Genomic DNA, 21425 nt, shown 5'->3' with positions numbered 1-21425 from the left:
CTCAGACCAAACTATAGGCGAACTGCTCGAACAGGGCGCGATCGAACTTGCCGGCGGCCATGTCGCCCTTGAGGAGCTTGAGCGTGTCCAGGGGCGTCATCGGCGGACGATAAACCCGCTCGTCGCTGGTCAGCGCCTCGTAGCAATCGACCAGGCCCACCAGTTGACCCGCCTCCGAAAAATAAGTCAAACCCAGTGGATATCCGCTACCGTCGATCTTTTCGTGATGCTGGGCCACGGCCAAGGCCACTTCGGCCGGGAAATCGCCGCCGGCCAGGGCCTCCAGGCCGCGCGTCGGGTGGGCCTTGATCTGCGCGAACTCATCACTGGTCAGGCGGCGCTGGGCCGTGAGCACGCCGCCGTCGATGAACAGCTTGCCCAGGTCGTGCAGCAGGGCGGCCAGGCCCAGGTTGATCACCTCGGCCTGGGGCCGCTTCTGAAACAGGCAAAAACCCATGACCAGGGCGGCCACGTTGACCGAGTGCACGGCGGTGGAATAATCCTTGCTGGTCATCAGGGCCATGCGCTGCAAGGCCGCGCCCGTGCCGGCGTAGACCTCCACCAGGCCCTTGACCGTCTGGCCCAGGGCCTCCAGATTGCCCGCGCGCGGGTCGGCGAAGGTCTCCTCGACGATCTGCGTCAAAATCAACTTGACCCGCTGATGATCGCCGACCGCGGCCGCCGCCAGCATGCGCCCGTTGAGCCCGGCCTGCACCTCGGCGATGGCCGAAAGCTTGTCGCGGCGCAGCACGTAGAGCTCGCCGGGCAAGGTCCGCTCGTCAAAGCCCATCTCGGCCAGGGTGCGGCCCCGGTCCTTGAACAGGACCAGATCGCCCCGCGCGTCGCGGCGATAGATCGGTATGCCGCGATAACACCAGACCTGGGGCCGGCGCACGCGCTGGATTTCGGCTTGATCGTGTGCTGGCTCCGCTGGCATGGCGCGCCACTTTTGCGAATTATTATCGTTTAGTTTTATTATAGACGCGCCGGCCCGTTGCCTCAACGTGAAAAGAAAGAATAATCAGCAGGCCATTTCGCGGGCTGCCTGGCGAGATTGATCGATAATTTCGGCGAATTCTTGGTGGAGACCGGCCAGGGCGGCCCGTGTGGCGGCCACCTTGCGCTCCAAGGCCAGGCGCGGGCCCAAGGTTAACCAGGCCGCGGCGAAGGAAATATCGCCGCCCCATTGCCAGACGGCCTCGGGCATGGTCATGCCCCGGCCCAGGGCCTGGATTCGGGACTCCAGGGCCTCGATGTCCGCATCGGAAGGCGCGGCCGCCCCTGAGATCGGCCGCACATTGCGGCAATAGCCCGGTCCGGCGGCCAAAACCTCGTTGGGGAGTTTCACCCCAAGCTCGGCCCAGGCGGCGGCCACCCGCGCTTGATTGCCAGCGGCGGCGCGATGGCGGCGCGCGTAATGGCCCGCCGACCACAGGCCATAGGCCCGACAGCCAAAAAAGCGTTGCTCATAGACATGGCAGGCGCCTTCCTCGCGCCAGGGGCAGGGCCGACGCCGGACGGCGTTGGTCAGGAAATGCTCTGTCAGATTGGCCAGTTCGTCGGCCCGACGATCGGCCCGTTGATCGGCCAAGCGCCCGAGCCAGCAAAGGGCTTCGATTGGATGAACCGGCGGCAGCAGGCCGCAACAATGGCCCTCGCGCGCGCAAATGGTGTCGGGCAGTTTGGCGTAGGCCGAGGCCAGATCGCGCGCGAAACCGCGCCCGACCGCCTGGTCGACGGCCCAAGCCACGTCACGGGGCCATGCCGCTAACACGGCCGCCCCATGGAATTATCGGCCGCTTTCAACCTCGCCACGGTCGACGGCGTAGGAGGCCAGAAGGGACTCCACGTCGGCCTTGCGCACGGAAACCTGGCCGCAACGCTCGCAGATGACGGTGTGGTCGTCGATCCCGGTGATGCGCTTTTCGACATTCTGGCAGTTGCTGCAAACATACTCAAAAACTGGCATGGCGACGCTCCGCGTGGAAGTTGAGCAAGCACAATCAGCTCCGTCTTGACAGTATTTCATAGCAAGCAACATGCCAATCACCACCAGCAAGGGCCTCGCCGAGACAATATGCGGTTTTTACTTATTATTTTTTAAAAACACCCACCATTTACCAGGTGCTCCCGTTTTCACAATACCACAACATCCGGCAGTTTAATGGAGTTTCGCCCCGTGGCCTGGGGCGCATTGCCCCATTGAATGGGTATTCATGTCATTTTTCACAAGCGTCGCCTCCGGCCGGGGCGCCGGGCAGGCGCGGCGCGCGCCACTGCTCGCTCATGCGGCGCAGGGCCTGGTTGTGGGTCATGTCGTGACGCAGGGGGGTGATGGTCACATAGCCCTCGAGCAGGGCCGGATAGTCGGTGTCGGGCCCGCCCTCGACGCCCATGGACTCGCCGGCCTGCCAGAAATAGACATGCCCCCGCGGGTCGGTGCGCCGCAAAAAGCGTTCGCCCAGGCGCGAGCACGATTGCCGGGCCAGGCGCACGCCCTTGATCTGGTCCACGGGCAGGGCCGGGATGTTGACGTTGAGGCAGACTTCGGGCGGCGCGGCCAGCAGGTCGTATTGCTCGATCAGGCCGGCGGCCACGGCGGCGGCGTGGCTGAAGTCGCGGCTGGTGTGGCTGGCCAGCGAAAAGGCCAGCGAGCGCAGGCCCAGGATCGCCGCCTCGGTGGCCGCGCTGACCGTGCCCGAATAGAGCACGTTGACGCCCACGTTGGCCCCCTGGTTGATGCCGCTGACCACCAGATCGGGCGGTTGAGGCATCAGTTGGCCCATGGCCAGCTTGACGCAATCGGCCGGGGTGCCGGCCACGGCGAAGCCGTTCATGCCGGTCTTGGCGCTGAGCGGCCGCACCTTGATGGGGTCGGCCAGGGTGATGGAGTGGCCCACGGCCGATTGCTCGGTCTCGGGGGCGACCACGAACACCTCGTGGCGTTGGCACAGAACCTGGTGCAGGGCCCCGATGCCGGCGGCCATCACGCCATCGTCGTTGGTCAGGAGTATGCGCATGCCTTGTCCCCGCTGGAGGCGTTTTTTGCCACGCGGCCCTTGCCGGCCGCCGTCATTCAATATCCCCCAGGCCGCCGGCCGCGTCAAAAGCAAAGATAAAATTGACGCCCGGCCGGGGCGGTTCTAAACTCTGGCCAACATCGTCGCCAAAAGGAGCGCCAAACGGTTTGCCCGCATCCCAGGCCACAACCTGGAGCAGCCCCTTCCGCCTGCTGGTGGGATCCTTCGCCGGGCTGATCCTCTTGGGCGCGGCCCTGCTGGGCCTGCCCTGGTGCCAGGCCGCCGAGGCGGTGGGCTGGCTGGACTGCCTGTTCACCTCGGCCAGCGCCGTGTGCGTCACCGGCCTGATCACCGTGGACACGGCCACGGCCTGGTCGCCGTGGGGCCAGGCGCTCATCGCGGTGTTGATCCAACTGGGCGGCCTGGGCATCATGACCTTTTCGGTGGGCCTGCTCTACCTCACCGGCCGCCGGCCGGGCATGGCCAGCCGCATGGCCCTGCGCGGGGCCTTGGGCGCGGCGCCGCCGCGCGAGTTGGGCCTGCTGCTGCGCGATGTCATCGGCTACACGCTGTTGATCGAAAGCATCGGCGCGGCGCTGTTGTTCGCCCGTTTCGTCTTCGATCACCCGCCGCACCTGGCCCTGGGCCTGGCCGTTTTTCATGCGGTCAGCGCCTTTTGCAACGCCGGTTTTTCCATGTTCGGCGACAGCCTGGTGGGCTACGCCAAGGATCCGCTGATCAACCTGACGGTGATGGGCCTGATTTTTCTGGGCGGCATCGGCTTCATCATCCTGCGCGAGCTGCGCCTGCGCCTGCTGGATCACACCCGCCGCCATCCCAGGCTCAACCTGAGCGCGCGCATGGCCCTGGTCACCTCGCTGTGGCTGATCGTCGGCGGAGCGACGGCCATCGGCCTGTTCGAGCTGCTGGCCGAGGGCGGCCCGGATTTTTTCGGCCATCTGTGGGAGATTCTCTTCACCTCGGTGACGGCGCGCACGGCCGGCTTCAACACCATCGACCTTAATTTGCTGTGCAATTCATCGCTTTTCGTGGTGATGATGCTGATGTTCGTGGGGGCCTCGCCGGGCTCGTGCGGCGGCGGCGTCAAAACCACCACCTTGGCCGTGTTGTGGGCCATGGCCCGTTCGCGCCTGGGCGGCCGGCCCACCACCGAGGCCGGCGGCCGCACCGTCCCCGAGGCCCAGGTCGGCGTGGCCCTGGCCCTGGTGCTTTTGGCCCTTTCGGTGCTGAGCGTGGCCACGGTCACGCTGATGAGCGTGGGCCTGGCCGAGCCGTTCCTTGGCCACCAGCGCGGCGATTTCCTGGTGCTGGCCTTCGAGGCGGTCAGCGCCTTCGCCACGGTGGGGCTTAGCATGGGGGCCACGCCGCTGCTGACGCCAGCCGGCAAGTGGGTGATCATAATCCTGATGTTCATCGGCCGCCTGGGGCCGTTGACCCTCGTCTACGCCCTGGCCCAACGCGGCCGGGCCATCGGCTACAGCCTGGCCGAGGAGCAGGTCTCGCTGGGCTAGCGGCCAGAAAAAGGAGCGCGCCATGGAAGTGGCCATCATCGGCCTGGGCAACTTCGGCCAACACCTGGCCATCAGGCTCTTCGAGCTGGGCCACGAGATCATCGCCATGGACGTCGACCCCAAGGCGGTCAGCCGGGTGCAGGATCACGTCCAGCAGGCCATCGTCGCCGACGCCACCGACCGCGCCGTGCTGGAGGATCTGGGCGTGGGCCTGGCCGAGGCGGCCATCGTCTCGGTGGGCGACCACATCGGCTCCAGCGTGTTGATCACCCTGCACCTGCGCGAGATGGCCGTGCCGCGCATCGTGGCCAAGGCCATCAGCCCCGAGCACGAAAAAATCCTGCAAAAAGTCGGGGCCGACCGCATCGTCTTTCCCGAACGCGACGCCGCCCTGCGCCTGGCCGGCACCCTCGATCACCCCGACCTGCTGGAATTCCTGCCCATCGGCGGCGAATACCACGTGGCCGAGATGGCCCCGCCGCCGTCCATGATCGGCAAGAGCCTGGCCGCCCTGGATCTGCGGCGGCGCTTCAACATCAACGTCATCGCCTTGCGCGAAAAGGGCAGCCACCTCACCCGCGTGGTCGTGGCCCCGGATTACGTCCTCAGTCAGAACGACCTGATGGTCGTCTTGGGCAAGCCCGCCGATCTGGAACGCCTGCGCAAGGACTGAGCCGACCACGGCCGCGCGGCCGGTTTACTTTTATGTAACATCGTTCTACCTCCAGGTCTACCCGCGCCGGGCTGGCCTCTGGCGGCTTCTCGCCGATAATCTCCATCAATAACGCCAAGATAACCAACCATGCCTCCGTTTGGCACGGCCCATGCTCTAGCCATGGCCAAACCTTAAACGGGAGGCTCTCGTGCGCAAGATAGCGATTTACGGCAAGGGCGGCATCGGCAAGTCGACCACCACCCAGAACACGGTGGCCGGCTTGGCCGAAATGGGCAAGAAGGTCATGGTCGTCGGCTGCGACCCCAAGGCCGACTCCACCCGGCTGCTGCTGGGCGGCCTGGCCCAGCGTTCGGTTTTGGACACTCTGCGCGAGGAAGGCGAGGAGGTCGATCTGGCCGACATCAGGCGTGGCGGCTTCGGCGGCACCTGGTGCGTGGAGTCCGGCGGGCCCGAGCCCGGCGTGGGCTGCGCCGGCCGGGGCATCATCACCTCCATCAACATGCTCGAATCCCTGGGCGCCTACGAGGCGTCCGAAAAGCTCGACTACGCCTTTTACGACGTGTTGGGCGACGTGGTCTGCGGCGGCTTCGCCATGCCCATCCGCGACGGCAAGGCCGAGGAGATCTACATCGTCTGCTCCGGTGAGATGATGGCCATGTACGCGGCCAACAACATCTGCAAGGGCATCCGCAAGTACGCCGAATCGGGCACGGTGCGCCTGGGCGGGCTGATCTGCAACAGCCGCAACGTCGACAACGAAAAGGAGATGATCCAGGAGCTGGCCAAGATGATCGGCACGCAGATGATCTACTTCGTGCCCCGCGACAACGACGTGCAGCGCGCCGAGATCAACCGCAAGACCGTCATCGAGTGGAACCCCGAGGCCCCCCAGGCCCAGCACTATCGCAACCTGGCCCAGGCCATCGACGGCAACCAGATGTTCGTCGTGCCCAACCCCCTGGCGATCGAACAGCTCGAACAGCTGTTGCTCGATTTCGGCCTGCTGGCGGCCTGACAACCACCAACCGCATTCGAAAAAGGACTAGCGACATGATGATCATGGTCAGAGCAATCGTGAGGCCGGAAAAAGCCGACGACGTCCTGACGGCCCTGATGGACGCGGGCTTCCCCGCGGTCACCAAGTATTCGGTGGCCGGCCGCGGCAAGCAGCGGGGCATCAAGATCGGCGAGATCACCTACGACGAGATCCCCAAGACCATGCTGATGAGCGTCATCCGCGCCGAGGACAAGGACTTCGTCATCGAGACGATCATGAAGTCGGCCCGCTCCGGCGCCAAGGGCGCCTTCGGCGACGGCAAGATTTTCGTCAGCCCGGTGGAGGACGTCTACACCGTCAGCAGCGGCGTCTGCGACACGGCGCCGGCGGAAGGGGAGGCCTCGGCATGAAGGAGGTGATCGCCGTGGTGCGCATGAACACCATGAACAAGACCAAAAAGGCGCTGACCGCCGCGGGCATCGACTCGATGTTCGCCCACGAGTGCCAGGGTCGCGGCAAGGGCCTGGTCGACAGCAAGCTCCTGTCCGGGGCCAGCCAGGGCTACGAGGAGGCCATCGCCCTGTTGGGCGAAAAGGGCAAGCTCTACTCCAAGCGCATGCTGACCATGGTGGTGCCCGACAAGCAGGTGGACGCCGTGGTGCGAACGATCATCGAATCCAACCAGACCGGCAAGCCGGGCGACGGCAAGATATTTGTCCTGCCCATCGGCGAGGCGATCAGGGTGCGCACCGGGGAGACCGGCGGCAAGGCCCTCTAGCCACCGCCACATGGAGAGCGCGAAATGACCCCAGCCATGTTCAACAACGACACGACCATGACCGCCGCCGAAATCAAGGAGGAGCTGCTCAAGAAGTATCCTCCCAAGGTGGCCCGCAAGCGCGCCAAGCAGATCATGATCAACGAGGCGCTGGAAAACGAAACCCCCGAGATCACCGCCAACGTGCGCACCATTCCCGGCATCATCACCATGCGGGGCTGCACCTACGCCGGGTGCAAGGGCGTGATCATGGGGCCCACCAGGGATATCGTCAACATCACCCACGGCCCCATCGGCTGCGGCTTCTATTCCTGGCTGACCCGCCGCAACCAGACCGACGCCTACGCACCGGACGCCGCCAACTACATGACCTACTGCTTCAGCACCGACATGCAGGACAAGGACATCATCTTTGGCGGCGAAAAGAAGCTGGAAGCGGCCATCCAGGAGGCCTACGACCTGTTTCACCCCAAGGGCATCTGCGTCTTCGCCACCTGTCCGGTGGGGCTCATCGGCGATGACATCCACGCCGTGGCGGCCAAGATGAAGGCCAAGTTCGGCGACTGCAACGTCTTCGCCTTCAGTTGCGAGGGCTACAAGGGCGTCAGCCAGTCGGCCGGCCACCACATCGCCAACAATCAGGTGTTCAAGCACCTCGTGGGCCTCGACGACCAGGGCAAGCCGGGCAAGTATCGCATCAACCTGTTGGGCGAATACAACATCGGCGGCGACGGCTTCGAGATCGATCGCATCCTCAACAAGTGCGGCGTCACCAACATCGCCACCTTCAGCGGCAACTCGACCTACGACCAGTTCGCCAGCTCGCACACCGCCGACTTGAACGCGGTGATGTGCCACCGCTCCATCAACTACGTCGCCGACATGCTCGAAACCAAGTATGGCATCCCCTGGGTGAAGGTCAATTTCATCGGGGCCAACGCCGCGGCCAAGAGCCTGCGCAAGATCGCCAGCTACTTCGGCGACCAGGAGCTCATCGACCGCGTCGAGGAGGTCATCGCCGAGGAAATGCCCGCGGTCAGGGCCGTGGCCGAGGAAGTGCGCCCCCGCACCGAGGGCAAGACGGCCATGCTCTTTGTCGGCGGCTCCCGGGCCCACCACTACCAGGAGCTGTTCAAGGAGCTGGGCATGAAGACCATCAGCGCCGGCTACGAGTTCGCCCACCGCGACGACTACGAGGGCCGCCAGGTCATCCCCGAGCTGAAGGTCGACGCCGACAGCCGCAACATCGAGGAGCTGGAGGTCAGCCCCGACGAAAGGCTCTTCAGGCCCCGCAAGAGCCAGGAGGAGTTGCGCGCCCTGGAGTCTTCCGGCCTCAAGTTCAAGGACTACGACGGCCTGATCCCCGACATGGAGCGGGGCGCGGTGGTCATCGACGACCTCAACCAGTACGAGGCCGAAAAGCTGGTGGAGCTGCTCAAGCCCGACATCTTCTGCGCGGGCATCAAGGAGAAGTTCTCCATCCAGAAGCTGGGCGTCCCCATGAAGCAGTTGCACAGCTATGACTCGGGCGGGCCATACGCCGGTTTCCGTGGGGCGATCAACTTCTATCGCGAGATCGACCGCCTGGTCAACAGCAGGGTCTGGGGTTATTTAAAGGCCCCCTGGCAGGAAAACCCCGAACTTTCGGCCACATACGTTTGGGAATAACCGCCGCGAGGCAAGGACGGACAACATGCTGCTAAGACACACCCCCGACAACTTGGTCGAGCGCGGCGCTTTGACCATCAATCCGGCCAAGACCTGCCAGCCCATCGGCGCCATGTACGCGGCCCTGGGCGTGCACGGCTGCCTGCCCCACTCCCACGGCTCCCAGGGCTGCTGCGCCTATCACCGCAGCACCCTGACCCGCCACTACAAGGAGCCCATCAGCGCCGGCACCAGCTCCTTCACCGAAGGGGCCAGCGTGTTCGGCGGCCAGGCCAACCTGTTGCAGGCCATCGACAATATCTTCACCGTTTACGAGCCCGAAGTCATCGCGGTGCACACCACGTGCCTTTCGGAGACCATCGGCGACGACTTGCCCCAGATCCTCGACAAGGCCGACAAGGACGGCAAGATCCCCAAGGGCAAGCACGTCATCTACGCCAACACCCCCAGCTACGTGGGCAGCCACGTCACCGGCTTTTCCAACATGGTCAAGGGCATGGCCCGCGTGGCCGTGTCCACCGGCCACAAGAACGGCAAGGTCAACATCATCCCCGGCTGGGTCGAGCCCGCCGACATGGAGGAGATCAAGCGCCTGGCCGCCATGGTCGGGGTCGACATCATCATGTTTCCCGACACCTCGGGCGTGTTGAACGGCCCGCTGAGCGGCGAATACAAGATGTTCCCCGAGGGCGGCGTGACGATCAAGCAGCTGCGCGAGGCCGGCGACAGCATCGGCACCCTGGCCCTGGGCGAGTGGTGCAGCGCCGACGGCGCCCGTTTCCTGGACACCACGCTCAAGGTGCCCTGCCGGGTGCTGGACATGCCCTTTGGCCTGAGGGCCACCGACCGCTTTGTCGACGCCCTGCGCATCGTGGCCGGGCGCAGCGTGCCCGAGGAGGTGGCCCACGAGCGCGGCCAGTTGGTGGACATGATCAGCGACATGCACCAGTACTTCTATCACAAGAAGGTGGCCCTGGCCGGCGATCCCGATCAGCTCATCGCCATGACCGAGTTTCTGACCTCGATCGACATGTGGCCCACCCACATCGTCAGCGGCACGCCGGGCAAGGCCTTCGAGGCCAGGATCAGGGAGCTAACCGCCGGCCTGCCCTACGCGGTCAACGTCAAGTGCGACCAGACCGCCGACATGTTCCTGCTGCACCAGTGGATCAAAAACGACCCCGTGGATCTGCTCATGGGCAACACCTACCTGAAGCACATCGCCCGCGACGAGGACATTCCCCTGGTGCGCTGGGGATTCCCCATCCTCGATCGGGTGGGCCACCAGTACTTCCCCACGGTGGGTTACAAGGGCGGCCTGCGGCTGCTGGAAAAGATCCTCTCGGCCCTGCTGGACCGCAAGGATCGCGACGACCAGGAACACGCCTTCGAGTTGGTGCTGTAAGTCAACCCCGGCGTCGGGGCAAGGCAGGATGGCCATGAGCAAGACACACGAACCAGCGAGTGACTTCTGCGCGGCCGCGCGCCGTTCCAGCGGTCGGGTCCACCTGCCGGTGGCGCCCCGGGCGATGGCGCGCATCAGGTTCAGCGCGGAAAAGCCCCTGCCCCGGGCCCTGACCCCGGAACAGGCGTTGAACTGGCTGGATTACCTGATCGAACAGGGCCAGACCATCAAGGCCGTCAACGTCGGCGGGCCTGGCGACCCCATGGCCACGCCGGAATTGACCCTGGAGGTTCTGGCCATGCTGCGGGCCAAGCTGCCCGGCGTGAGCCTCTGCCTGACCACCCTGGGCCTTGGCCTGACGGCCCTGGCCGACAGGCTGGCCGCGCTGGACCTGGCCCACCTGGCCATGCTCGTCGACGCGGTGGACCCGCTGGTGGCGGCCAAGGTCTACGCCTGGATCAGGCCCGGCGTGAGGACCATCCCCCTGGCCCAGGCGGCCGACCAGCTCATCGACCAACAGGCGGCGGCCATCACCGCCCTCAAGGCCAGGGGTCTGCCGGTCATCGTCAAGACCACGGTCTACCCCGGCGTCAACGTGGAGCACGTGGAGCTCATCGCCGCCACGGCCGCCCGGCTGGGCGCGACGGAGCTTAGGCTTTTCCCCTTTTCCGCCGTCGACGACGGCAGCCCCAGGCCGCTGGGCCAACTCGACCCGGCGCGGCTGGAGGCCCTGACCCAGGCGGCGGCGGCCCACCTGCCAACGATGTTCATCGACCCGCGAGCGTGCGACAAGGCCCTGACCTACGACTTCGGCCAGCCCGAGGCGGCGGGCCACGCCCTGCCCCGGCCCAGCGAGTCGCGGCCTTATCTGGCGGTGTGCAGCTCCAACGGCTTCGACGTGGACCTGCATCTGGGCCAGGCCGAGCAATACCTGATCTATGGGCCCAAGAACGGGCCGGTGGCGTTGCTGGAGGCCAGGCCAGCCCCCGCGCCGGGCGGCGGCGAGGCCCGCTGGCGGCAAACGGCCCAGATCCTTGGCGACTGTTTCGCCGTGCTGGCCGCGGCGGCCGGCGAGGCGCCCAAGCGGGCGCTGGTCGAGGCGGGGCTGAGCGTGCTGTGCCAGGAAGGCAACATCGAAGGCATGGTCGAGGCCCTGCACGGCGGCCGGAAAAAGGGGCGCGGCAAATGATGCGTTCATTAACCAAGCGCCTCGGCGCGAGCTGACAAAGGAGCGATATCATGGGTATTCCCGCCACGCAGATCCTGGTCTGCCAGAGCTTTCGCCTGGGTGGCGACCCCAAGGGCATCTGCCACAAAAAGACCAACGGCTTTTTGCAATACCTGGAAGAAGAAATCATCGACCGGGGCCTGGACTGCCTGGTCACCGCCACGGGTTGTCTCAAGCAGTGCGAAAACGGCCCGGCCATGGTGGTGCAGCCGTAAAACTGGTGGTTCAAGGGCGTCGACAGCGAGGAGGCCATCGACGCGATCCTCGATGGCATCGAAGACGGCCAGCCTCCGGCCGATTACTTGATCACCTAGGGAGAACGCCACATGGCAAAGGTCGTCTTTGAAGAGCGCAGCGACCAGATATTTGAAAAGGGCGAGGACAGGCCTTTTCGCATCAGTTGCGACAAGCAGAGCCTGGCCGGGGCGGTCAGCCAGCGGGCCTGCGTGTTCTGCGGCTCGCGGGTGGTGCTCTACCCCATCGCCGACGCCCTGCACCTGATCCACGGGCCGGTGGGCTGCGCCGCCTACACCTGGGACATCCGCGGCGCGCTCAGCTCGGGGCCCATGCTGCACCGCCATTCGTTCAGCACCGACCTGCAAGAGCGCGACGTGGTCTTTGGCGGCGAAAAGAAGCTGGAGCGGGCCCTGCGCGAGCTGATCGCCCGCCACCGGCCCAAGGCCGCCTTTGTCTACAGCACCTGCATCGTGGGCATCATCGGCGACGACATGGCCGCCGTCTGCCGCAAGATCGAGGCCGAGGCGGGCATTCCGGTGATCCCGGTGATGAGCGAGGGCTTCAAGGGCAACAAGCGGGCCGGCTACGCCGCGGCCTGTCGGGCCATGGCCCGGCTGATCGGCCAGGGCCCCACCGAGGGCATAAGCCCCCACAGCGTCAACCTGCTGGGCGACTTCAACCTGGCCGGCGAGACCTGGATCATCAAGCGCTATCTGGAGCAGATGGGCGTGGAGGTGGTGGCCGGCGTCACCGGCGACGGCCGGGTGGCCGACCTGATGCGCGCCCACGGCGCGGCGCTGAACCTGGTGCAGTGCTCCGGGGCGACGATGGAGCTGGCCCGCATGATGCAGCGCGACTATGGCACGCCGTTTCTGCGCGTCAGCTACCTGGGCGTCGACGACATGGCCCAGGCCCTCTACGACGTGGCCGACTTTTTCGGCGACCCGCTGATGGCCGCCCGGGCCCAGGAGTTGGTCTCGCGGGAGCTGGGCGCGCTTTATCCCCAGCTCATGGAGCTGCGCCAGGACTTGCAGGGCAAGCGGGCGGCCATGTACGTGGGCGGGGCCTTCAAGGCCTTCAGCCTGATCAAGGCCTTCCGCTTGCTGGGCATGCGGGTGGTCTTGGCCGGCAGCCAGACCGGCACCGAGGAAGACTACGAGGAGCTGGCCAGGGTCAGCGACCCCGGCACGATCATCGTCGATGACGCCAACCCGCTGGAACTGATGAACTATCTGCTCGAAAAGGACGTCGACGTCTTTGTCGGCGGCGTCAAGGAGCGGCCCATCGCTTACAAGCTGGGCATCGGCTTTTGCGACCACAACCACGAGCGCAAGTTGGCCCTGGAGGGCTTCGAGGGCATGCTCAACTTCGCCCGCGAGATCCACGCCACGGTGATGAGCCCGGTCTGGCGCTTCACGCCCCGGCGCATGGCCCTGGCCAAGGAGGCGGCGGCATGACCAGAGAAATCACATCGCCCGATTACGTCTCGACCACCAACGCCTGCAAGCTGTGCATGCCCCTGGGCGCCTGCCTGGCCTTCAAGGGCGTGGAGGGCGCGGCGCCCTTTCTGCACGGCAGCCAGGGCTGCGCCACCTACATGCGGCGCTATCTGATCAGCCATTTCCGCGAGCCGGTGGACATCGCCAGCTCCAGCCTGGGCGAAAACCAGGCCATCTTCGGCGGCGGGCCCAACCTCAAGAAGGGCCTGGTCAACGTCATCAACAAGTATGGGGCCAAGGTGGTGGGCATCGCCACCACCTGCCTGACCGAGACCATCGGCGACGACGTGCCCGGCCTGGTGCGCGAGTTTCTGGCCGAGGCCAAGGTCGAGACCCCCGACGGCCAGATGCCGGCCCTGATCACCGTGCCCACGCCGGCCTACGGCGGCAGCCACGTGGACGGCTTTCACGCGGCGGTGCTGGCCATGGTCAGTCAGTTGGCCCAGCCCACGCCGGCCCATGGCGGCGTGAACCTGCTGCCCGGCTTTGTCAGCCCGGCCGACCTGCGCCGCCTGGCGACGGTGACCCGCGCCTATGGCCTGCGCGCGGCCCTGGCCCCGGACTATTCGCGCACCCTCGACGCCCCGGCCATGGCCACCTACGAGGCGCTGCCCGCCGGCGGCGTCTCGCTCAATCAACTGCGGGCCATGGGCGGGGCCAAGGCCACCATCGAGTTGGGCCATTGCCTGCCCGGCCGCAGCGCCGGATCGTGGCTGGAGATGTACCTCAACGTGCCGCTGCGCTCGCTGGGCCTGCCCATGGGCGTGCGGGCCTGCGACGCGCTGCACCAGGCCCTGCGCGAGCTTTCCGGCCGCGACACGCCCGAGGAAATCGAGTTGGAGCGCGGCCGGCTCATCGACGCCATGATCGACGGCCACAAGTATCTTTCGGGCAAGACGGCGGTGATCTACGGCGACGAGGACATGGTGGTGGGCGTTGCCGGCTGGCTGGCCGAACTGGGCGTGCGGCCGGCCTTGTGCGCCACCGGCGGCAAGAGCGGTCGTTTTCCGGCGGCCATCGCCGAGGTCACCGAGGGGCTGGTCCGCCAGCCCGCGCGGGCCGTCGATGGCGTGGATTTCCAGCAGATCGGCGAGATGGCCCGCCAGATCGGCCCGGATATCCTGGTGGGCAACTCCAAGGGCTATCGCCTGGCCCGCGAGCTGGGCGTTCCCCTGGTGCGGGTGGGCTTTCCCATCCACGACCGCTTTGGCGGCCAGCGCCTGCTCTGCCTGGACTACCAGGGCTCGCAGGAGCTGTTGGATCGCATCATCAACGCCATCCTGGCCCACGACCAGGACCGCCACCACTGGGGCTACGGCTATCTATAAGGGAGGACGCACCATGAACGAACCGCTTGAGCCCAACCGTCATCCTTGCTTTGACGAGGCGGCCAAGGGCGCCTTTGGCCGGGCGCACCTGCCGGTGGCCCCGTTGTGCAACATCAAGTGCAACTATTGCGACCGCCGCTATGACTGCGTCAACGAAAGCCGACCCGGCGTCAGCAGCGCCGTGCTCCAGCCCCACCAGGCCCAGGCCTACATGGAGCGGGCCCTCCAGGCCGAGCCCCGCCTGAGCGTGGCCGGCATCGCCGGCCCCGGCGACCCCCTGGCCAACGCCGAGGCCACCCTGGAGACCATCCTGCGCATCAAGCGCGCCCGGCCCGAGCTGCTATTGTGCCTGGCCACCAACGGCCTGGCCCTGCCCGCCCACGCGGCCACGCTGATCAAGGCCGGCCTGAGCCACCTGACGCTGACGGTCAACGCCGTCGATCCGGCCATCGGCCAGAACATCTACGCCTGGGTCCGCGACGGCAAGGTGGTTTATCGCGGCCTGGCCGGGGCCGAGCTGCTGCTGGCCCGCCAGGAGGAAGGCCTGGCCCTGCTCAAGGACTCCGGCGTCAAGGTCAAGATCAACACCATCGTCATCCCCGGCGTCAACGATGGCCACGTGGAGCGGGTCGCGCGCTGGGCCGCGGCGCGGGGGGCCCATCTGATGAACCTGATGCCGCTGTTTCCCAACCAGGGCACGGCCTTTGGCCATATCCCCGAGCCGCCCCGGCCGCTGATGGAGCGCCTGCGCGCCGTTTGCGAGATTCATCTGCCCCAGATGCGCCACTGCACGCGCTGTCGGGCCGACGCGGTGGGCCTGCTGGGCCAGGATCAGTCGCCGCGCCTGGCCGGCTGCCTGAGCCAGTGCGCCAAGCTGGCCCCGCCGGCCGACGCGGCCCGGCCCTTCGTGGCCGTGGCCAGCCGCGAGGGCGTGTTGGTCAATCTGCACCTGGGCCAGGCCGAGCGCTTCCAGATCTGGGGCCCCACGGCCGATGGCTTCGAGTTGTTGGACACGCGCCAGGCCCCGCCGGCTGGCGGCGGCGAAGCCCGCTGGCGGCAGGTGGCCGAGTTGTTGGCCGATTGCCGGGCGGTGTTGTGCAGCGGCGTGGGCCAGACCCCGCGGACGGTGCTGGCCGAAAGCGGCCTGGCGGCCGTCGAGATGCAGGGGTTTATCCTGGAGGGCCTGAAGCGGCTCTACGCCGGCGAGGATCTCAGCGCCCTGCGCCTGCGGCGTAGCGGCGGCGGCTGCGCCGGCGGCGGCAAGGGCCGGGGCGGCGGCGATGGCCTGGGCTGCATGTAACGTCCGGCGGCCGCTCGTGCTGGAGGACCAAACCCTGCGCGACGGCTTGCAGATCCTGCCCCGGGCCCTGCCCCTGGCCCGGCGGCTGGAGCTGCTGCGCGGCCTGGCCGACGCCGGGTTCCAGAGCGTGCAGATCGGTTCGATGGCCCGGCCCGACAAGATGCCCCAGATGATCGGCGCCGAACGCCTGGCCCGCCTGGCCGCCGGCGCGCGGCCGGGGTTGACGCTTTCGGCGCTGGTCTTCAACCGCCAGGGCCTGGAGCGGGCCCTGGCCTGCGGTCTGGGCAAGGTGGCCCTTTCGGCCTCGTTGTCCGAGCCCCACAGCCGGGCCAACCTGGGCCTGGATGTGGCCGGGGGTCTGGCCCGCCTGGGCGAACTGACCGCCCTGGCCCGCCAGGCCGGCCTGCGGGCGCGGGTGGGCCTGCAATGCGCCTTTGGCGGGCCGGGCCTGGCCGCGCCGCCCCGCGAGCTGATCGCGCGGACCTTTGCCTGGCTGGCCGATCTTGGCGCGCAAGAGTTTTTTTTGGCCGACACCGCCGGCCTGGCCCGGCCAAACCAGTTGCGGCGGATGATCGCCGAGTTGGGCCGAAATTTGCCGCTGGAGGCCCTGGGCCTGCATCTGCACGGCCGGCCCGAGGCCTTGCGCGCCAATCTGCTGGCCGGCTGGCGGGCCGGGGTCGGCCGCTTCGACGTGACCCTGGGCGGCCTGGGCGGCTGCCCTTTTCTGCCGGGTCGCGCGCCGGGCAACCTGCCGGCCGAACTGGCCATCGCGGCGTTGCAAGCCGCCGGCGCGCCACCGGCCATCGACCCGCGCGCCGTGGAAAATCTGGGCCGGCGACTGCGCGCCATGTTGGATGAAAATATCCCGCCTGTTTATTCGGCAATGGCCTCTTGAACTCTCGGGCCGCTTGTAACAAAATGTTAATTGGCAACTATGGCGCTTTTGTGGTTAGACTGTGTAGACTAAGCACGTGGCCGGGGGAACCCGGCTTCTATTCAACCGGTGGCCCATGGGGCCGAGGAGGCAAGAGATGAAAAAGTTGATCGCGTTGGCCGCCATGATGCTGGCGGCGTTTGTGATCGTGGGTTGCAGCGATTCCGGCCAGACCGCTCCCGAGGCCCAGGCCCCCGCCGCGACCACCGAGCAGGCCGCGCCGGCCCAGGAAGCCGCTCCGGCTCAAGAGGCCGCTCCCGCCGCTCCCGCCGAGGAGGCCAAGCCCGCCGAGTAATCAGCGGCGCGCGAAAAAAGTCGCTAGCGCCGGCAAGGCGACGCCAGCCGCCACGACGACGAGGGGATAGCTCCGCTCGTCTGGCGGCCAGGGCCGCTGACCGGCCAACGCCGACAATGATCAGAGAAAATACGGCGCGGCGGTGGAGATCAACTCTCCGCCGCCGCGCTGTTTTCGGCGATGCGCCGTCGAGCGCCCTAAGCCAGTTCGACGCTGATCGGCGTGCGTCCGATGCGATAACCAGCGGCCTTGGCCAGCACGCGGCCCACCACCTGCTCGGAGACATCCACCAGCGTCCGCGTGTCCTGGATGCGGATCTTGCCGATGCAGCGGCCGGGAATCTCGGCGTGGTGGGACAACGAGCCCAGCACATGGCCGGCGTTGATGCCATCGGCCCGGCCCATGCCCAGGCACAGGCGCACCATGCCGCTCTCGGGCTGGGCGGTCGTCTCGCCGACCCGGCGGTGGTCGTCCTGGCGGCGGTCATCGAAGCGGCGTGAATCGCCACGGCGCTGATCGCGGGCCGGGTAGGGTTGGCGGCCCCTGGGCGGACGGGTCAACGAGTACTCGGCCACCGGGTCGATGGTTCTGGTTTTTTCTTGGCCGCGGGCCAGCTTGAGGGCGGCGGCGGCGATGTCGGCCAGGTCGTGGCCCTGGGCCTCCAGCTTGGCGGCCAGGCCTTTTTCGCGGGCGAACCCGCCGTCGTCGAGCAGGGCGACCATGCGCTCCAAGAGCCGACCCTCGCGGTGGGCCATGATCTCTTCGGGCGTGGGCAGGGTGCAATGGCTCAGGCGGGCCTTGGCGTAGGCCTCGATGCGCGCCAGCAGCCAGCGGTCCTTGGGCGAAAGCAAAGAGATGGCCACGCCGTCGCGCCCGGCCCGGCCGGTGCGGCCGATGCGGTGGACGTAGACCTCGGGGTCTTGGGGCGGATCGAAGTTGATGACGTGGCTGATGTCGTCGATGTCCAGGCCCCGGGCGGCCACGTCGGTGGCCACCAGCAGCTTGAGCTGATTGTTGCGGAAGCGGCCCAGCACGCGGATGCGCGCCTCCTGGCTCAGGTCGCCGTTGATGGCCTCGGCCGCGAAACCCCGCGCCGAAAGCTCGTCGGCCAACTGGCCCGTGCCGGCCTTGGTGCGGCAGAAAATCAGGGCGCTGGCGACGGGTTCGACCTCCAGCAGACGGCAGAGGGCGGCCAGCTTGTCGCGCTCATCGAGCAGATAATAGCGTTGCTCGACGGCCTCGACGGTGAGCTGGCGCGGGCTGACGCTGACGCTCTGGGGCTCGACCATGTAACTTTGGGACATTTGGCGAATGGCCGGCGGCAACGTCGCCGAAAACAAGGCCGTCTGGCGCTGGGACGGCGTGGCCTCCAGGATGGCCTGGATGTCGGCGATGAAGCCCATGCTGAGCATCTCGTCGGCCTCGTCGATGACCACCGTCTCGACCATGTCCAGGCGCAGAGCCTTTTGGCCGATCAGGTCCAGCACGCGGCCGGGCGTGCCCACCACCACGTCCACGCCCTTGCGCAGGCGGCTGATTTGCAGGCCATAGGGCGCGCCGCCATAGACGGCCATCACCCGCGCGCCCATCTTGCGGCCATAGCCCTGCAAGGCCTCGGCCACCTGGATGGCCAGCTCGCGGGTGGGGGCCAGCACCAGGGCCTGGGCCTGACCCACGCCGGGGCTGATGTTGTGCAGAAGCGGCAGGCCAAAGGCGGCGGTCTTGCCGGTGCCGGTCTGGGCCTGGCCGATGACGTCGCGGCCTTCCAGCATGAGGGGGATCATCGCCGTCTGGATCGGCGTGGGGCTGGTGAAGCCCTGCTCGGTCACGGCGGCGGTCAAAAGGGGGCTCAGACCCAACTGGTCGAATCCAGGGGCGTCCATGGTGCTCCTAACTTGCGCTGCGAAATAAGTCAACATGCCCCGTCCGCCTCCAGCGAGGCGCACGCGGGCGTTCACCGATCAACGACCGGTCGCTTCCGCAAGTTCGGCCCATAATTGCAAGAAAAACGCCCGCCTGGCGTCAGGCTGGGCGACCGTGGGATCGAGAGACCTCTTTGGTTGGGCTCTTCTGGCGGAATCTGGCCCAAAGCATACCAGTTTCGCCCGGATTGTAAAGGGCCAGACCCAACTCCTTGACGGGACGCCGCGCGCGGTGTTCAATGGGCGTCAACCCATGCCGGGAGCCGCCATGACGCCGATCATCCGCCCGCTGGCCGGCCAGGACGATTTCGCCGCCTGCGCCGCCCTGGAACAAGAAATCTGGGGCCTGGACGAACTGAACGCCGTCTCGCCGATCACCCTGCACGCCCTGGGCCTGCGGCGGCCCCGCCTGGGCCTGACCCTGGGGGCCTTCGACCAAGGGCGCATGGTCGGCCTGTGCGTGATGCTGGGCAGCTTGGAACCGGGCGTGGCCTATGGCCACATGCTGGGCGTGTTGCCCGGCTGGCGCGACCAGGGTCTGGGCCGGCGGCTGATCGAGCGGGCCCAGGCCGATTTGCGCGCCATGGGCGTGGGGGTGGTCTACATCACCTTCGAGCCGCTGGAGGCGCGCAACGCCCATTTATACCTGAATGTCTGGGGCGGCCGCGCCGTGGCCTACGACCGCGACCACTTTCCCCAGACCGCCAAAATGCACCAGGGCCTGCCCGTGGATCGCTTCATCGCCCGTTTTGATCTGAACGCGCCGCCGCCGGTCGCGCCGCCCCTGGCCGACGCCGCGCCGCCGCTGGTGGAGATCCCCGCCGACCTGCAAGCGCTCAAGGCCGGTGATCCGGCCGCCGCCCTGGCCTGGCGCATGAACACCCGCCCGGTTTTCGAGCGCTATCTGAACGACGGCGGCCTGGCGGCGGTGGGCCTGCGCGTGGAGGCCGGCGACGGCCGGCGGCGCTGCTTCATCGTGCTGGAGCGGGCATGAGGCGATTTGAGTTTGCCAGGGCGAACTAATATGCTAGCTTTGGTCCGACGCAAACCACAGTCATGGACCAAGGCGTGAACGACTTCGAGCAGCCCCAGCCATCATCCCAGCCACCGCCTCAGCCAGCCCTGCCCTGGGAAGCGCCCCAACGTTGGCTGGCCGGCTTTTACCCCACGTTCTGGTGGATAGCCCGCTATCCCTCGCGCACTTTTTCGTTGCCGGCGGCCGGCGGGCCGCTGCGGCCGGCGCTGTTCGTGGCCGTGCTGGCCCTGCATCTGGAGCTGATCAGCCAGGCCTTGGCCTGGGCCCTGACCCCTGGCGTCGGCCTGGCCGAGCTGCCCAGCATCATCGCCGTGGGCCTGATGAACGGCATGGTCCAGGGCGTGGGCGCGGCCATGCTGGCCACGCCGATCCTCAGCGGCCTGGCCCATCTGGCGCTACGGGCCGTGGGCCGGGCCAGGGCGCCCTACGTGGCCTCCTATCGGGCGCTGGCCTACACCGCGGTGACTTCGGTCTCGGTGCTGGCGGTGATGATCGTCTGGCATCTGGCCCGCCTGGCCTGGGGGGCCGAAAGCGGCGACTCGTTGGTCGGCGTGGTCATGGGCGGGCTGGCCTGCTCGCTGGTCTGGAGCCTCTACGTGGGCGGCGTGGCCCTGGACGCGGCCCACCACTGCGGCAAGGTCACGGCCATGGCCGCCCAGGTCGCCGCGGCGTTGGCCATGATCCTGTTCATGTTCGGCATTTTCGGGGTCGGCGGGGCCTGAGGGCCGCCTTGCCTCGCACGGCCAGCGCCGGCGAGTTGCGAGCGTGACGACTTGACCGGCGTGACTAGCGCCGGCGGGGGAGGTTGGCGGCCAACTGCTGGCGCATGAACGCCGCCGCCGACTGGGCCGGGCCGAAGACGCCGTAATGTCCCTCGCAGAGGATATCGGCCCGCAGTTCCAACAGCGCATCCATGCTGGCGGCGTATTGCCCCAGGTCCGAGCCGAACTCCCGCGAAAATGGCCCGTGCAGATCCTGGCCAAAGAGCACCCGCTGGCCGCCGCTCTCCAGCCAGGCGCAGACCGAGCCCGGCGTGTGACCCGGCGCGTGGACGATGCGCAAAATCATCCCGCCGCCCAGGTCCAGTTCCTCGCCGCCCTCCAGCAGCACGTCGGCCGTCAGCGGCGGCAGGTGCATGTTGTACCAGTCGGCGGCGCTGCGCGCGCCGTCGCCCTGGGCCAGCACGTCGGCCTCCAGGCGGTGGATCAGCACCTGGCAGCCGCACAGGGCCTTGACCTGGGCCGCGCCGCCGGCGTGATCGATGTGGGCGTGGGTCAGCAAAAGATGGCTGGGCGGCGCGCCGGCCGCCCGCTGGGCCAGGGAGACGATGCGCCCGGCGCTGGGGCCGCAGCCGCAGTCGATGAGCACCCGGGACTTTTCGCCCACCGCCAGATAGCATAAGCAATCCCGCGGGTCGCTGAACTCGGGGCCACCGACCATGAACACGCCTGGGCAAATCTGTCGAGCCTTGATGCCGAACATGCCTTTTCCGCCAACGCTGCAAGCCCTCTATAAGATGTTAGCACGCCAAGGCCCGCCAGCCACAAAAAAACCCGCGCCGCTTTTTTCG

At 67.3% G+C, this 21425-nt stretch carries 21 protein-coding genes and 1 pseudogene; 16 read left to right on the top strand and 6 right to left on the bottom strand.

Features of this window, described 5'->3' with window-relative positions; genetic code table 11:
- Nucleotide 1: 1 nt before the first annotated feature.
- The 4 genes from DEBA_RS02245 to surE form a co-directional block, all read right to left on the bottom strand.
- On the bottom strand, nt 2-937 hold the full coding sequence (locus DEBA_RS02245) for an HD-GYP domain-containing protein (RefSeq protein ID WP_013257278.1): 936 nt from the start codon (nt 935-937) through the stop codon (nt 2-4).
- 84 nt (nt 938-1021) lie between these two features.
- Nucleotides 1022-1750: a hypothetical protein gene (locus DEBA_RS02240; RefSeq protein WP_043813531.1), complete on the bottom strand. Its 729-nt coding sequence runs from the start codon at nt 1748-1750 to the stop codon at nt 1022-1024.
- A gap of 39 nt (nt 1751-1789) precedes the next feature.
- Nucleotides 1790-1969 carry an FmdB family zinc ribbon protein gene (locus tag DEBA_RS02235; protein WP_013257276.1) on the bottom strand — a complete coding sequence of 60 codons (180 nt, stop codon included), beginning with the start codon at nt 1967-1969 and terminating at the stop codon, nt 1790-1792.
- Nucleotides 1970-2219: 250 nt separating this feature from the next.
- The gene (surE, locus tag DEBA_RS02230; protein WP_013257275.1) at nt 2220-3020 is read right to left on the bottom strand and encodes a 5'/3'-nucleotidase SurE; all 801 of its coding nucleotides are present in this window, start codon (nt 3018-3020) and stop codon (nt 2220-2222) included.
- Nucleotides 3021-3187: 167 nt separating this feature from the next.
- Here surE and DEBA_RS02225 point away from each other — a divergent pair, with 167 nt between their 5' ends.
- The 14 genes and pseudogenes from DEBA_RS02225 to DEBA_RS18285 all read left to right on the top strand — a co-directional run bounded on the left by DEBA_RS02225 (nt 3188) and on the right by DEBA_RS18285 (nt 16897).
- Entirely contained in the window at nt 3188-4552 is a 1365-nt protein-coding gene (locus DEBA_RS02225; RefSeq protein WP_013257274.1) for a TrkH family potassium uptake protein, read from the top strand.
- 22 nt (nt 4553-4574) lie between these two features.
- Entirely contained in the window at nt 4575-5225 is a 651-nt protein-coding gene (locus DEBA_RS02220; RefSeq protein WP_013257273.1) for a potassium channel family protein, read from the top strand.
- Nucleotides 5226-5415: 190 nt separating this feature from the next.
- Entirely contained in the window at nt 5416-6243 is an 828-nt protein-coding gene (gene nifH, locus DEBA_RS02215) for a nitrogenase iron protein (protein ID WP_013257272.1), read from the top strand.
- A gap of 35 nt (nt 6244-6278) precedes the next feature.
- Nucleotides 6279-6635, top strand: a complete 357-nt coding sequence (locus DEBA_RS02210) for a P-II family nitrogen regulator (protein ID WP_013257271.1) — start codon at nt 6279-6281, stop codon at nt 6633-6635.
- Entirely contained in the window at nt 6632-7003 is a 372-nt protein-coding gene (locus DEBA_RS02205) for a P-II family nitrogen regulator (protein WP_013257270.1), read from the top strand. Before DEBA_RS02210 ends, DEBA_RS02205 begins: the two co-directional genes overlap by 4 nt.
- A gap of 24 nt (nt 7004-7027) precedes the next feature.
- Entirely contained in the window at nt 7028-8671 is a 1644-nt protein-coding gene (nifD, locus tag DEBA_RS02200) for a nitrogenase molybdenum-iron protein alpha chain (protein WP_013257269.1), read from the top strand.
- A 25-nt stretch (nt 8672-8696) separates the two neighbouring features.
- A complete protein-coding gene (nifK, locus tag DEBA_RS02195; RefSeq protein WP_013257268.1) occupies nt 8697-10076 on the top strand; it encodes a nitrogenase molybdenum-iron protein subunit beta in 1380 nt (459 codons plus the stop codon).
- A 34-nt stretch (nt 10077-10110) separates the two neighbouring features.
- The gene (locus tag DEBA_RS02190; protein ID WP_013257267.1) at nt 10111-11265 is read left to right on the top strand and encodes a NifB/NifX family molybdenum-iron cluster-binding protein; all 1155 of its coding nucleotides are present in this window, start codon (nt 10111-10113) and stop codon (nt 11263-11265) included.
- Between the two features lie 50 nt (nt 11266-11315).
- Nucleotides 11316-11618 (top strand): annotated as a pseudogene (locus tag DEBA_RS02185) ((2Fe-2S) ferredoxin domain-containing protein).
- 12 nt (nt 11619-11630) lie between these two features.
- A complete protein-coding gene (gene nifE, locus DEBA_RS02180; RefSeq protein ID WP_013257266.1) occupies nt 11631-12998 on the top strand; it encodes a nitrogenase iron-molybdenum cofactor biosynthesis protein NifE in 1368 nt (455 codons plus the stop codon).
- Nucleotides 12995-14368, top strand: coding sequence for a nitrogenase component 1 (locus tag DEBA_RS02175; protein WP_013257265.1), 1374 nt, complete (start codon nt 12995-12997; stop codon nt 14366-14368). Before nifE ends, DEBA_RS02175 begins: the two co-directional genes overlap by 4 nt.
- A 13-nt stretch (nt 14369-14381) precedes the next feature.
- Complete coding sequence (locus DEBA_RS02170) at nt 14382-15668, top strand: radical SAM protein (protein ID WP_013257264.1); 1287 nt, start codon at nt 14382-14384, stop codon at nt 15666-15668.
- A gap of 16 nt (nt 15669-15684) precedes the next feature.
- Nucleotides 15685-16563 (top strand): beta/alpha barrel domain-containing protein, encoded by an 879-nt coding sequence (locus DEBA_RS02165; RefSeq protein ID WP_013257263.1) that lies wholly within the window; start codon nt 15685-15687, stop codon nt 16561-16563.
- Between the two features lie 136 nt (nt 16564-16699).
- The gene (locus DEBA_RS18285) at nt 16700-16897 is read left to right on the top strand and encodes a hypothetical protein (protein ID WP_013257262.1); all 198 of its coding nucleotides are present in this window, start codon (nt 16700-16702) and stop codon (nt 16895-16897) included.
- A gap of 197 nt (nt 16898-17094) precedes the next feature.
- Here DEBA_RS18285 and DEBA_RS02155 read toward each other — a convergent pair whose 3' ends face one another.
- Nucleotides 17095-18780, bottom strand: coding sequence for a DEAD/DEAH box helicase (locus tag DEBA_RS02155; protein ID WP_043813519.1), 1686 nt, complete (start codon nt 18778-18780; stop codon nt 17095-17097).
- Between the two features lie 307 nt (nt 18781-19087).
- On the opposite strand from DEBA_RS02155, the gene DEBA_RS02150 reads away from it, so the two are divergent.
- Together DEBA_RS02150 and DEBA_RS02145 are read left to right on the top strand one after the other, a co-directional pair.
- Nucleotides 19088-19813: a GNAT family N-acetyltransferase gene (locus DEBA_RS02150; protein WP_013257260.1), complete on the top strand. Its 726-nt coding sequence runs from the start codon at nt 19088-19090 to the stop codon at nt 19811-19813.
- 74 nt (nt 19814-19887) lie between these two features.
- Complete coding sequence (locus tag DEBA_RS02145) at nt 19888-20577, top strand: YIP1 family protein (RefSeq protein WP_013257259.1); 690 nt, start codon at nt 19888-19890, stop codon at nt 20575-20577.
- A gap of 64 nt (nt 20578-20641) precedes the next feature.
- Here DEBA_RS02145 and DEBA_RS02140 read toward each other — a convergent pair whose 3' ends face one another.
- Nucleotides 20642-21337 carry an MBL fold metallo-hydrolase gene (locus tag DEBA_RS02140; RefSeq protein WP_050762201.1) on the bottom strand — a complete coding sequence of 232 codons (696 nt, stop codon included), beginning with the start codon at nt 21335-21337 and terminating at the stop codon, nt 20642-20644.
- Between the last annotated feature and the right edge of the window lie 88 nt (nt 21338-21425).

It is taken from the genome of Desulfarculus baarsii DSM 2075, from assembly GCF_000143965.1.
Classification (GTDB): domain Bacteria; phylum Desulfobacterota; class Desulfarculia; order Desulfarculales; family Desulfarculaceae; genus Desulfarculus; species Desulfarculus baarsii.
This window is presented reverse-complemented; position numbering and strand designations above follow the sequence as displayed.

What these genes read in the sequence shown, in the direction of transcription:
- DEBA_RS02190 (WP_013257267.1), top strand. Translation starts at nt 10,111, where the DNA reads ATGAGCAAGACACACGAACCAGCGAGTGACTTCTGCGCGGCCGCGCGC.
- DEBA_RS02210 (WP_013257271.1), top strand. Translation starts at nt 6,279, where the DNA reads ATGATGATCATGGTCAGAGCAATCGTGAGGCCGGAAAAAGCCGACGAC.
- DEBA_RS02150 (WP_013257260.1), top strand. Translation starts at nt 19,088, where the DNA reads ATGACGCCGATCATCCGCCCGCTGGCCGGCCAGGACGATTTCGCCGCC.
- surE (WP_013257275.1), bottom strand. Translation starts at nt 3,020, where the DNA reads ATGCGCATACTCCTGACCAACGACGATGGCGTGATGGCCGCCGGCATC.
- DEBA_RS02175 (WP_013257265.1), top strand. Translation starts at nt 12,995, where the DNA reads ATGACCAGAGAAATCACATCGCCCGATTACGTCTCGACCACCAACGCC.
- DEBA_RS18285 (WP_013257262.1), top strand. Translation starts at nt 16,700, where the DNA reads ATGAAAAAGTTGATCGCGTTGGCCGCCATGATGCTGGCGGCGTTTGTG.
- DEBA_RS02140 (WP_050762201.1), bottom strand. Translation starts at nt 21,337, where the DNA reads ATGTTCGGCATCAAGGCTCGACAGATTTGCCCAGGCGTGTTCATGGTC.
- nifK (WP_013257268.1), top strand. Translation starts at nt 8,697, where the DNA reads ATGCTGCTAAGACACACCCCCGACAACTTGGTCGAGCGCGGCGCTTTG.
- DEBA_RS02245 (WP_013257278.1), bottom strand. Translation starts at nt 937, where the DNA reads ATGCCAGCGGAGCCAGCACACGATCAAGCCGAAATCCAGCGCGTGCGC.
- DEBA_RS02155 (WP_043813519.1), bottom strand. Translation starts at nt 18,780, where the DNA reads ATGGACGCCCCTGGATTCGACCAGTTGGGTCTGAGCCCCCTTTTGACC.
- DEBA_RS02220 (WP_013257273.1), top strand. Translation starts at nt 4,575, where the DNA reads ATGGAAGTGGCCATCATCGGCCTGGGCAACTTCGGCCAACACCTGGCC.
- nifE (WP_013257266.1), top strand. Translation starts at nt 11,631, where the DNA reads ATGGCAAAGGTCGTCTTTGAAGAGCGCAGCGACCAGATATTTGAAAAG.
- nifD (WP_013257269.1), top strand. Translation starts at nt 7,028, where the DNA reads ATGACCCCAGCCATGTTCAACAACGACACGACCATGACCGCCGCCGAA.
- DEBA_RS02235 (WP_013257276.1), bottom strand. Translation starts at nt 1,969, where the DNA reads ATGCCAGTTTTTGAGTATGTTTGCAGCAACTGCCAGAATGTCGAAAAG.
- DEBA_RS02205 (WP_013257270.1), top strand. Translation starts at nt 6,632, where the DNA reads ATGAAGGAGGTGATCGCCGTGGTGCGCATGAACACCATGAACAAGACC.
- DEBA_RS02170 (WP_013257264.1), top strand. Translation starts at nt 14,382, where the DNA reads ATGAACGAACCGCTTGAGCCCAACCGTCATCCTTGCTTTGACGAGGCG.